Below are 12,463 nucleotides of genomic sequence, written 5' to 3'. Positions count from 1 at the left end.
TTTAGATTAATAGCCTGCTCCAGTTGAGCCTTCCATAATTGCAACCCCAGCACTTGTTCCGATACGTGTCGCTCCTGCATCGATCATGGCTTTAGCTTCTTCTTCATTGTGAATACCGCCAGAGGCTTTAACGCCCATATCTGGTCCTACTGTTTCACGCATCAATTTCACATCTTCTACAGTTGCTCCGCCAGTTGAAAAGCCAGTCGATGTTTTAACAAAATCCGCACCTGCTTCTTTAGCAAGCTCACAAACTTTGATTTTTTCTTCGTCTGTTAGTAAAGCTGTCTCAATGATTACTTTCACTAGCGCTTTACCTTTCGCTGCATCAACAACGGCTTGAATATCCTTCAAGACTTTTTTATACTGCTTAGATTTAAGCGCACCGACATTGATGACCATATCAACTTCTGTTGCTCCATTATTAATCGCATCCGTCGCTTCATAAGCTTTTACTTCTGAAGTATTAGCCCCTAGAGGAAATCCGATTACTGTACAAACATCAACAGATGTCCCTGCCAAGTGTTCTTTTGCTAAAGCAACCCAACATGGATTGATACAAACTGAGAAGAATTCATATTTTTTTGCTTCTTCAATGATTCGTAAAACATCCTCTTCCTTTGCGTCTGCTTTTAAAATAGTGTGGTCAATCATTTGATTTAATTCCATTATTTTTTTACACATCCTTTATGCTGTTATTATATCATGAATCAGCTCAGGTTCAGTGCCAGAACTGCCGATTTCGATATTTTTATATAAAAGTTCTTTTACGTTCTCGATTGATTCTGAATTTGAATAAATAGTTAACAGAGACTCCCCAGATTTCACTGGCATACCGACTTTCTTGTGTAACTTGATACCTACTGCATGATCGACTTCGTCTTCTTTTGTTGCTCGACCTGCACCTAGTAACATTGCAGCGATACCAATTTCGTTTGCCACGAGCTTTTGAACAACTCCTGACGTTTTTGCAGGTAATTCTATTTGATATTTCGCTGTCAATAAGCGTTCAGGATGATCGATGATACTATCATCGCCACCTTGATTGCGGATCATTTCTCTGAATTTATCCAATGCTTTACCTGACTCTAGCGCTTCTTTCAACATCGCACGTGCTTCGTCTAATGTATCAGCCTTTTTAGCTAAAACAACCATTTGACTTCCTAAGATGTAGCACATCTCCATTAAATCTTCTGGCCCTTTTCCTTGAAGTGTTTCGATTGCTTCGACGACTTCTAAGCTATTTCCAATCGCTTCACCTAAAGGTTGGGACATATCTGAAATCACTGCCATTGTTTGACGATTGGCTAATCGACCGATCCGAACCATTGTTTCAGCTAAGCGACGCGCTTCATCGATATTTTTCATAAAAGCACCTTCACCAGTGGTTACATCCAACACGATTGCATCGGCGCCAGCTGCGATTTTTTTACTCATAATCGAACTTGCGATCAACGGGATCGAGTTGACTGTTGCCGTAACATCGCGCAAGGCGTATAATTTTTTATCCGCTGGCGCTAAATCACCAGACTGACCAATTACCGCTACATGACTCTCATTTACCAAACGAACAAATTCTTCATCTGGTATCTCTACATGAAATCCTGGTATAGCCTCTAATTTATCAAGTGTACCGCCTGTATAGCCAAGCCCTCTACCAGACATCTTAGCCACGCTAGCACCAACACTTGCAACAAGTGGCGCTAAAATCAAGGTTGTCGTATCACCAACACCACCTGTAGAATGCTTATCTACTTTAATGCCTTGAATCGATGAAAGGTCGATCATTTCTCCTGAATTAGCCATGGCTAATGTCAGCGTCGTAATTTCTTCATCTGTCATGTCTTTGTAAAAAACAGTCATCAAAAAGGCACTCATCTGATAATCCGGAATATCGCCATTTGTATAACCTGTAATAATGAATTGGATCTCTTCTTTCGTTAAAACCTGTCCATCACGTTTTTTCTCGATCAAATCTACCATTCTCATGCTTTTTTCCTCCGAATCAATCCCCAAGGATGTATTATACACTAAAATCATTCAGGTTAAAACCTTTTAGTAAAACAGTTTACTAACGCTTACATAATTTGAAAACGCTTATAACACGAACATTAAATCAAATCGACCAGATTGTCAATCGATTTCGTGCTATTTCTTAAAATAAATGTTGTATCGAAAATTTTATTGGGCATTTTTTTGTCAGGATCATTGATCGATTCCACTAAAAATTGTGCGGCATAAAAGCCAATATCAAAACTAGGCTGATAAACAGTTGTTAGTCCAGGCACTAAATATTCTGAAATTTCCAATCCATCAAACCCGATAACAGAAATGTCATCCGGAATTTTCTTGCCGGATTCTTCAATGGCTTGATAGGCGCCCATCGCCATTTCGTCATTTCCACAAAAAACAGCTGTGATCTGACGATTTTTCAATACATTTTTGGCCGCCATGTACCCGCCGCCTAAATTCAAGTCACCACTGCTCATATATTCTTCTCTCACTGGAATTCCATGATCTTTTAGCGCATGCTGATAGGCTGTTACTCTTTCTGTCAGCTGATAATAACCGTCATTTTCTTTTAGCATTGCAATATGTCTGTGTCCTTGCTCAATCAAGGAACAAACTGCTTGGTAAGCGCCCTCATATTCTTTCACGATCAAGCGGCCGTTTTCACGGGGATTGATGCCGCGATCGACTAAGATCACTGGTACTTTCCGTTTGCTTTTATTTCTCAAGATATGATCCACTGGTAAAATATTCGGCGTTGCAAAAATAATTCCATCAACTGAACGATGGATCAGTTCAGTAACATATTGCGTTGCCTTTTCTTCATCATGCTTGGAATTACACAACAAGATCATATAGCCTAATGAATTTAAATAGGTTTCAACACCTTCAATCACTTTAGCAAAGAAAAAATCTGTCACATCCGGTACAACCATTCCAATCGTTTTCGAATGACGAGTAATGATATTGGAGGCAAAGTAATCTGGCTTGTAATCAAATTCCTCCACTACAGCTAACACTTTGTTTCTAGTTTTCTCACTAAAACGACTGCCTTTGTTATTGATGATTTGAGACACTGTTGTAACAGATACACCTGCCATATCTGCAATTTCTTTAATAGTCAATTTCATATTTTATTCTCCCTTTATTGACAAGACCTACCAACCATGTCAACGTTTTCAAAATACGTATCGAATGATCCTAGTTTATCAGAATTCGATAGAATAAAATAGCTTAAGCAAACATTTTACAAAATTTAGCAAAAAAAAGCTGCTACTCCACTTTCACAGACCACTTTTTTCACCAGTTATTCGTTAGCATCAACAGCCCAGGAATCCAACAAGTGACAACTCCTTCAAAAATCGCAAAATAAAGAACAGGTCTCCCAATTTCTTTTTTCAGGACATATTCTATCTCTTATTGACAGAGCTCACTCAGCATGTTAAAGTCTTCAAAATACTTATCAACGAGACCAATCGCTTCAAAAGAAAAGAGAGGATGATATCGTGAAACGAGAGCAAGTCAAGAAACTACCAAAAATAGAGCTGCATTGCCATTTAGACGGTTCCATACGCCCAGAAACCTTACGGGAAATAGCAACCCCTCAAGGAATCTCTTTGCCCGCGGATAACGAGCAGCTAAAAGAACTCTTAGTCGCGCCTGTTGATTGCCAAAATTTAAATGACTACTTAGAACGTTTTGATTTAGTTTTATCTTGCCTACAAACCGAAGCAGCCTTAACAGCCGCTGCATTCGATGTCATCAGTCAAGCAGCAGAAGAACATATCCAATACATCGAAGTCCGTTTTGCGCCTTCTCTCCATACGGAAAAAGACCTTTCCTTACCTAAGATAATAAAAGCTGTATTAGCAGGTCTCGAGCAAGGACAACAACGTTTCGGCGTCAAAAGCAATGCCTTATTATGCGGCATGCGACATGAAGATACAGCAGCTATCGAAAAAATTGTTCAATTAGCTGAAGATTTCAAAACAGATGGTATCGTAGGTTTTGATCTCGCTGGAAATGAATCAGATTTTCCGCCTTATACTTTTGAAGAAACGCTAGAGTTAGTCAATCAATTGACGATCCCTTTAACCCTTCATGCAGGCGAATGTGGTTGCGGAAAAAATGTTGCTGATGCAATTTATTTAGGCGCCAAACGAATTGGACATGGCATTGCTGTAAAAGATACGCCTGAATATTTTTCTTTATTAAGAGATAAAAATATTTTGATCGAGATGTGCCCTACCAGTAACTTTCAAACGAAGACCGTCACTAGATTAGAAGATTACCCTTTCCAAACATTTATTGATGCTGGCATCAAAGTCTGTATCAACACTGACAACCGGACCGTTTCTAACACAACGTTAACAGATGAATATATAAAACTCCACGAATGGTACGGTATCACTTATGCAGATATGGAAAAATTAAATCACAACGCAGTGGATGGTGCTTTTATCCCTGAAAGTGAAAAACAAGTTCTTCATGAATACTTAACAGGTAGCTATCAACTTTAGTTCAATAAATCCACTAAAAAAGTCAAAATGAATGACTCTTGAATCATTCATTTTGACTTTTTCTATCTCAAGTAAATGCTAAACTTTAACATTTACTATTTGATGATGCCCGTTTGATCCACTCCAATAATCTGCCAATCATAAATTCTAGCTGTTTTTCCATTTTGTTCTGCTTTTTCTAAAGACAGTTTGACATATCTCGCTTCAACCAAACTGATTGCATCTTTGCTATTGTCTGCTGCGTTTCCTCGATGTTGAACCACAGTTGTCCAATTACTTCCATCATGGCTTACAGAGATATCATAGTCTCTCGTATTCCACTCTGGACTTTCACCACCTGCTCCAGCATGGAAAAGCTCAAACCCAGAAATGGTTTTCTCTGCACCTAAATCTACGATCATCCACGGCTTCTCACTACCGTTATCACACCATTTTGTCTGTAAATTTCCATCTAGTGCAAAACGATAACTTTCACGCTCATTCGTGTAGCCAGAACCTTGAGTAGCACTCGTTGTTGGCAAAGTAGCCAAATTTTCTATTTTGATTCCAGCATTTTGATCGTAAACATAGAGATAATTTTCTTTGATAACCTCTGTTTCACCTGAAGCATTCACTGCAACTGCTTTAACTGTATAGATGCCAGATTTAGCAAAAGAAAGTGTCACTTCTTTGCCAGAAGCACTTTGAGGTATCGCTCCAACCACTTCCCAATTAACCGTTTCCGTCGATTTAGAGACCTCTGCTGACAATGTTACTGTTTCACCCACTGACAACAATGTACTGCTAGCATTGATCGTTATTTCTGGTTTTTTCAACGCTTCAAATGTATAAACTGCCGCCGCTCCTTTTCTTTGGTCTTCTCGACCATACTGATCGACTGGGATCACTTGATAGTTAGCCGTGTCACCTGTTCGCTCTTGATTTAATAGCGTATACGACGTATTCGCTGTTTCACCTTCAAATTGTAATTGTCCAGCGACTTCTCGATAAATACGATAAGATGCAGTGTTTTTCCCTTTTGTCTGCCAGTTCATTCGAATACTTTCTGTCAAATCGTCCACAATCGTTTTCCCAGAAAATGTAAGATTGCTGACAGCGCTGATCGGTGTTGATTTTTCTTTCCCCATTCTTAATTGACCTAAATAGATAGAAGCTGTTTCAGTTTGAGCGTTTTTCACATTCAATCCAATCGCTGTAATCGTTTGGCAAACCGCTGGCTTAAGTGAATAAGTCGTTTGTACCCAACCATTTTCTAAAGGTTGCTTAGTTCCTTGAATAATCAATGGTTTTTCTTTTCCTTGTAATTCCAAGACTAAAGATGTTTCACCTGCACCTTTCGTTACAATCGATGCTGTTTCTGAAGCACTAGCTTTCACTTTGGTAGCGTAAAGCTTGATAAAGGTGTTCTTGTCTGCTGTCATTGGCCCTGTCAACTTGATAGAAGAACCGCCATTAAAAGCATCCTCATAACTAACTGCAGCCTTCAATTGGTTGCCCTCTTCATTATCAATGACCCAACGATAGGTTGGCATTACGTCTTGAATACTTCGGTTATTAAACGTTCCTTCTTTGACCTTTGTGCCATTTTTATAAAAAGCATCTCCATTTCCCACGTTAAAATTCGTTAAGAATGGCAACTTCGTAACAGGCGTTTTTTCTACATAGTAACGTGAGACTCCTTGCCATTCATCGTTAGAGCTTTCCACTGCACGTGGATCTCCTTGCGGATTTATCCATAGTAGTTTTTCATTTTCCCAATACTGATTGATATCATACTGTCCACCATCTCGTAATGTCCAGTCTGGGCAATACAGTCCTAACGAAACTAATGGTTTTCCATCTTCGCCTAAAATACTACTTGGCTTACGTCTGCTATTTACCCCATTCGCTTGTACATCAATTCCAGCAAAAAGGTCGTAGGGACTGCGCTTCAATTGGGTTGCTTTTTCGTTGGATGATTTAAGTCCTTGCCAACGGAAATCAATAAACATCTTATCTGAAACACGTTTTTTCCCTTCTTGAAAATAGCCTTGGTTCGTTTCATTGAGTGCTCCTTGCCAAGCTACTGCACCACTCGGGATCATGGAATCATACCAAATGATTTGCTGATTCTTTGGTTTTCGTGTTTGTAAATAACTCATAAACTCTTTCATTCCACTAGCCGTTTGCGCATCAACATTGGTTTCTTGATTAATAAACCATCCATCAAAACCATACGCTTTGGACATCTCCAACAACTTATCCGCCATCGGAAATCTTCCTCTTTGATCCTTTTGAACGAATTGTTCTACCCACTCACTCTTTCCCCCATATGCTTCTGGCGGAAAGAAAACGGTACCCACTACCGGCACGCCATTTCTATGAGCTGAATCCGTTACATCACCACTCGGCGGAACAATGATTCCTTCACCCGATGAACCTGCCCACGCAACCAACGTATCTACATATTGCCAATTTGTAAAATTATAGACTGCTTTATCCGTTCCACCTTGTGATGGGGTACCTTTTGTATGCCGATTCACGATTGCGATCGATAGTACTTTTGCTTCTGTACTTTGATTCGCGTTTGATTTCTTCCCTTGAACTCGATCAGCTAAAGGAACTTTTGAAACATTAAACGGTGCATCTGGATCAATTTTAGGACTCCAATTTAACAACGTCTCTGGAAACAACGCTGTTGATTCTGGCATTTGCTCAAACACTGGAATGCCACTTTCCTGATTACTTCCCAATTCAGCTGACTCTGCATAAACAGTTGTCGTAAAAGCCAGATTCGCTCCTGTTACAAAAGCAAACATAACAGCCGAACAATAACATACACTTCTCCACGTTTTTCTTTTCACTGAATGAACCTCCTTAAGTTAGTTGCCTAAATCCCAGCATTATTCATTCTCCACCCAAAATGTTAACGCTTTCTTTCCGTTTTATAAATAGATAAACTATAGCATTTATATCAAAAAGTATAGGTTTTTTTCTTGGTAAATCAGGAATAACAGCCGAAATATCGAGCTTTACACTCTTTATCTCAGCTGTCCTATCACTCGGATCTGTAAAAATGAAAAGAATAGCCTTCCATCAATTTCATAAGCTCGATTATGATCTCCTCTTCTTCTTTCGCTTCTGGTTTATCACACCAAACTGCTAGAGCGGCGCCTTTGAGCTGTTGCCGTTTAGTTGGGGAAATTAGTTGGTGTGAAGCGAATAAATCGGGATGCCAATTTTCTTTGATTTTTTCTGTCGTTGGATAAGTATAGCCTGCATTCTCACCAAGTACATAATAAAGATAATTATCATTGAAATTAATGACGGTATATCCTTCATCCAAAAATGTGTGAACAGGTGCCATTTCTTTTTGCCATCTTGTCCAATAGGTGATTTCAACATTTTTTGTCAGTGTAGAACTTTGATTTTTTCTAAAAAAAGCGTCATTCCAAACTCTAGGAATAAATCCGTGATTTCTAACAAAATCTGCTACCGTGTTGATGTAGGATTCAAATTCTTCGACCCCATTCTTTGCCAACGCAGGATAGCACTCCATTTGATCAAAAACAACAAACTCATCTCCACCGATATGGAAATAGCGACTATCAGAAAACAACTGCAGATACTCTTCGTACAGCGAGAGTACAAATGACACTGCTTGCGGATTCGTAATATCTAAAGCCGAAGGAATTTTATCGATTCTGCCATCTTCCTCTTGTATCGACAATTGCCATTCAGGATATGCTTTTAATAGATGTTCCATATGCCCTGGCGTATCAATATCAGGAATAATTTCAATCGAGAGATAGGCTGCATAGCGAATTAGTTCTTCTACCTCCGCGATCGACAGACATTCATCTGAAACAAGTTCAGGATAGCGTAGTGATTCAATTCGAAATCCATTATTTTCAGAAAAATGTAGCTGCAGGAAGTTACAGCCATACAGAGCCATTTCCTCTAAAATCCGGTATAATCCTTCAGGGGAAAAATATTTTCTGCCAATATCTATCATAACGATTCGTTCGCTTACAATCTCTGAGAATTTTCCGGAAGTGATTTCAACTCCTGTTCTTAACTGCTTCGCTAAATACATGACACCACGAAAAGCAGTCACTTGGCTACTTGCCTGAACCACAATCTGTTCAGCTGCTTCAATAACAAAAGAGTTCTTCGCCTCTGATGAAAAACGCACGATAACATCCGCTTTCTCTATCGTCTTTATAAAACTAATTTTTTTGTTTAATAATCGCAAGTATAAATACGCTATTTTCTCCTGCTCTGTTTCAAAAGTCTGATCCATATAAAAATAGATTGTTTGTAATTTAAATAAACGAGTCACGCTATCATGCTTCACATCAAACCTCTTTGTTCCTTCGCCAACAATAAGCACCCCATCGTACCGCTATTATCACCTAAACCACAACCCACAATATACTCTTCTAAGTCTGGCAACGAAACATAACCACCTAATTGTTGTTCTAATGACTCACGTATTTTAGGTAAAAGATGCGTTTGCTTCATCACTCCTCCGCCTAGGATGATTTTTTCTGGCGAAAGAACTAATGTATAATTCATCAAAGCCTGTGCTAAATAAAATGCTTCAATTGACCACGCTTCATGAGCTACTTCTAATAGTTGCCCTTTGATTCCCGTCCTTTTTTCTAACGCTGGTCCAGCAGCCAAGCCTTCCAAGCAATTATCATGATAAGGACAGACACATTCCAATGTATCGTTTGGATAACGCTGAACAGTAATATGCCCCATCTCGGGATGACTAAACCCTTGTAAAACAGCACCATTCACAACCGCACCACCACCAATTCCCGTACCCACAGTCAGATAGATACAGCTTTGAGTTCCTTTTCCAGCACCCAAATGAATTTCACCGTAAGCAGCAGCATTTACGTCAGTAGTCCAAGCAATCGGAATAGCAAAACGCGCTTTTAGCGCTCCTAAAAGATCCATATTTGTCCAACCTATTTTTGGGGTTGAAGTAATATAACCATACGTACTGGATTTCTGATTAACATCGATTGGTCCAAACGAACCTACCCCGAGCGCCTTTAATTGGTAGCTATCAAAAAATTTAAAGACTTGATTTAATGTTTCTTCTGGTAATGTCGTAGGCAAACTGATTCGTTCAACGATCTGTAAATCTTCGTCCGCTACTGCGCAGACAAATTTAGTCCCGCCAGCTTCGATCGATCCATAATATTCCATCAAAATCACTTCTCTTTCTTATCGGTCAAATCCAATCGTACGAATTTCATAAGCTTCTAGGTTGTCCGTTACTTTTTCAGGTTGTTTCACTTCTAGTAGGTTTAATAAATATGATTTTTCGCCAGTGCTTTTTTCTACTTTAACTTCATCTGACTTATCACTCATATTGAACCCTCTAACAACAAGTGCTTGATTCTTTTCACTGTTTTTCATTGCTGTTACTGCAAAATTTGTGCCTTCAATCTTTAAGTAGACGTCTTCGGCTTTTAATCGCCCTGCATGATTTGTTGTTTGTTTTACACTAAAAGGTATTTGCGCCGCGTATGCTCGTTTATAGCTAGCGTATCGCTCCGCCGCTTCTCCATGAAAGTCAACACCATAATTAAAAGTATGTTGTCCTATGCATTGCGCTTCTGGTGTCGGGAAGTAACCCCAATCACCCATTTCACCGACGGATCTTAGAAGCGTTAACGCAATCGTATTGGTTTCAGGTAAAATCTCATATTCGTTCAATCCAAAATTTGAAACAGTTATTCCAGCTTTTTCATCATGAATATTGACAAATGCATGCTGATGTTGAGGATTGGTTGGATTCTCCCAACTTTTGCTAACTTGATTCGGTCTAGTAACTACTTCATAGATGCTATCAGCTTCATGCGTCTCTGCTTTTATCCCTGTTGGAAATAGCATCCGCAAGCGATGATCTTTCATTTGGTTATTTACAGTTGTTTCAAAGTTCAGGTATGGAGAATCTTTTTCCATCGTTACTACTGTCTCGATCGTCAATTCTTTCAGTTTCGATGAACGCTTGGCTTTTCTATAACGAAAATCAACAACTGATTTTTGTTCTTGTTCTAATAAATCTTCTGCAGATTCGGGAATCATCATGCGTTGGATGATCTTGATTTGTGCTATGAAAGATTCATCTTTCACTACAGAAATTTCTGCTGGAAGTCCGCTAGATAAAAGTGGAGTTGTATCTTCTGGTTGTTTAAAAATATATTCATTTCCGATATCGCCTGTATTTTCGATCGTCAGTAATTCAGTGTATTTTCTACCAGATTTTTTATCCAGTACGTCTAATGTTCCATCTCCATTGATCATTACCTTCAAGCGACTATTTTCCAGCACACCGTTTTCCGCATTTACGACCATTGAGTCTGTTTTCTTTACTGGCGCTTTTGTTTCTTGTAATGCAAAAGAGTTCCACGAGAAGGCTGGCATGTTACTTATCGACAGTTCTATTTCCACATACTTAGCCATATACGGCACTCTGAAACGGTCTTTTGGAAGGTCATACCCAAAACTAACTTCTGGATTTGAAATCAAAGACGGTACTACTTGCCCTTTAGAATCAATCACTTCAAATGTTGGTGTTTGACTTTCAGCAAGCTCTTCCCATAATTCATGAGGAATCCCTTCTTTGAACGGTTTTCTCTCGATTTCTACTTTTATTTTTGTGATTTCTGATTTTTGATATCCCGATGTATTAAAGACAACAAACGGATAACTTGTGTCGGCGAATTGCGTTGTATCGACCGCCTCTACTAAGTGGGTCAACGCTTCTTCAGCCAAAAACTTCCCGACTTCATTTGCTTTTTCAAATCTCGGAATCATTTCACGATGTACTTCGTCGACTGAGCATCCGCAAATACTATCGTGTGGATGATTTTGCAGCAATAATTTCCAAGCATAATCCAGTTGATCATGTGGATAGGTTTGTGTTAGGTCATAAGCCATTGCAGCTAATGGTTCTGTCACATTTTCCAATTGGCGCTCCACAGTTGTATTCCATTGCTTTAAATAAACTCTTGCTGACGCCGTATTCGCTAAAGTAAACCAGCCATCCGTCTCTTGGCTCGTTAATTCTCCTTGAACGGTGCCAACTTTATCGGGTAAATCTTGGCGCATCTGCTTTAGGTATTCATCAAAATTCGAGTGAATAAATTCATATTCAGGGAACAACTCATTTGCCAAGGCAATTGCTTTGGTAATATCTTTTTGGACTGGTTGATGATCCACACCATTCATCATTAACAAATGATCCGTAGAAGCGAATTTTTCAGCTTCAGCTAGCTTTTGATTCCAGAACGCTAAAGCTGCTTCTTTTTCAGCAGGTATTTCATTGCCATTACTGTACCAATTAGCAAATAGCAATCCTAAAATAGTGCTACCATCTGGCCCTTGCCACCACATTTCGGAATACTGTGATGTATAATTTTCATCCTCTAACACTTCATTGTTAAAGCCAACTGGTTTCACTCCTCGACCAAAAGCCGCTGCGTCTAAATCAGCCTGTTTCATCATTTGTGGTGTTTGCCCCATGTTACCAAACGTATCTGGGAAATAACCTAGCTTGACTTCCGGTCCCCATTTTTCGCTTTCCTTTTTACCGATCAGCATATTACGCACATTTGACTCAGAGCTGATCAGAAAATCATCTTGCAAGATATAAAATGGACCGATTCGTAGTTTGCCATCCGTAATTGCTTTTTGAACGGCGGATTTCTTCTCTGGTCTAACTTGTAAATAATCATCTAAAATAATCGTCTGACCATCCAAATGAAAACTATCGAATGCCGGATCGGTCTCAATCAATTCCAACACGTCATCTACCAGCTCAACTAAGCGCATATGGTGTTGTTCATACGGCATGTACCATTCACGATCCCAATGAGAATGAGAAATGATATAGACTTTTTTCTTCATAATTTTACGCTCCATCCATTCTT

The 12,463-nt window shown here is 39.2% G+C and carries 8 protein-coding genes and 1 pseudogene; 1 reads left to right on the top strand and 8 read right to left on the bottom strand.

Going from position 1 to position 12,463, the window contains the following annotated elements; genetic code table 11:
• Window positions 1–6: 6 nt before the first annotated feature.
• The 4 genes and pseudogenes from deoC to AC4BB7_RS02120 all read right to left on the bottom strand — a co-directional run.
• On the bottom strand, window positions 7–669 hold the full coding sequence (gene deoC, locus AC4BB7_RS02135; protein WP_490484275.1) for a deoxyribose-phosphate aldolase: 663 nt from the start codon (window positions 667–669) through the stop codon (window positions 7–9).
• Between the two features lie 18 nt (window positions 670–687).
• A complete protein-coding gene (locus tag AC4BB7_RS02130) occupies window positions 688–1,989 on the bottom strand; it encodes a pyrimidine-nucleoside phosphorylase (RefSeq protein ID WP_490484274.1) in 1,302 nt (433 codons plus the stop codon).
• Between the two features lie 122 nt (window positions 1,990–2,111).
• Window positions 2,112–3,140, bottom strand: a complete 1,029-nt coding sequence (locus AC4BB7_RS02125; RefSeq protein ID WP_490484273.1) for a LacI family DNA-binding transcriptional regulator — start codon at window positions 3,138–3,140, stop codon at window positions 2,112–2,114.
• 169 nt (window positions 3,141–3,309) lie between these two features.
• A pseudogene (locus AC4BB7_RS02120) lies at window positions 3,310–3,423 on the bottom strand (AmiS/UreI family transporter); the annotation flags it as partial.
• A 92-nt stretch (window positions 3,424–3,515) separates the two neighbouring features.
• Here AC4BB7_RS02120 and add point away from each other — a divergent pair.
• Window positions 3,516–4,529, top strand: a complete 1,014-nt coding sequence (gene add / locus AC4BB7_RS02115) for an adenosine deaminase (protein WP_490484272.1) — start codon at window positions 3,516–3,518, stop codon at window positions 4,527–4,529.
• A 95-nt stretch (window positions 4,530–4,624) separates the two neighbouring features.
• Here the strand turns inward: add and AC4BB7_RS02110 are convergent, their stop codons facing one another.
• From AC4BB7_RS02110 to AC4BB7_RS02095, 4 genes are all read right to left on the bottom strand, one after another.
• Window positions 4,625–7,372 (bottom strand): endo-beta-N-acetylglucosaminidase, encoded by a 2,748-nt coding sequence (locus tag AC4BB7_RS02110; RefSeq protein ID WP_490484271.1) that lies wholly within the window; start codon window positions 7,370–7,372, stop codon window positions 4,625–4,627.
• 194 nt (window positions 7,373–7,566) lie between these two features.
• Window positions 7,567–8,865 carry a beta-N-acetylhexosaminidase gene (locus AC4BB7_RS02105; RefSeq protein ID WP_490484270.1) on the bottom strand — a complete coding sequence of 433 codons (1,299 nt, stop codon included), beginning with the start codon at window positions 8,863–8,865 and terminating at the stop codon, window positions 7,567–7,569.
• Window positions 8,862–9,731 (bottom strand): ROK family protein, encoded by an 870-nt coding sequence (locus AC4BB7_RS02100; RefSeq protein ID WP_490484269.1) that lies wholly within the window; start codon window positions 9,729–9,731, stop codon window positions 8,862–8,864. The genes AC4BB7_RS02105 and AC4BB7_RS02100 overlap by 4 nt, the downstream gene beginning before the upstream one ends.
• Window positions 9,732–9,749: 18 nt before the next feature.
• Window positions 9,750–12,440, bottom strand: coding sequence for an alpha-mannosidase (locus AC4BB7_RS02095; protein WP_490484268.1), 2,691 nt, complete (start codon window positions 12,438–12,440; stop codon window positions 9,750–9,752).
• Window positions 12,441–12,463: the final 23 nt, after the last annotated feature.

The organism is Enterococcus sp. AAFC-DPL-5182 (assembly GCF_058216605.1).
This window is presented reverse-complemented; position numbering and strand designations above follow the sequence as displayed.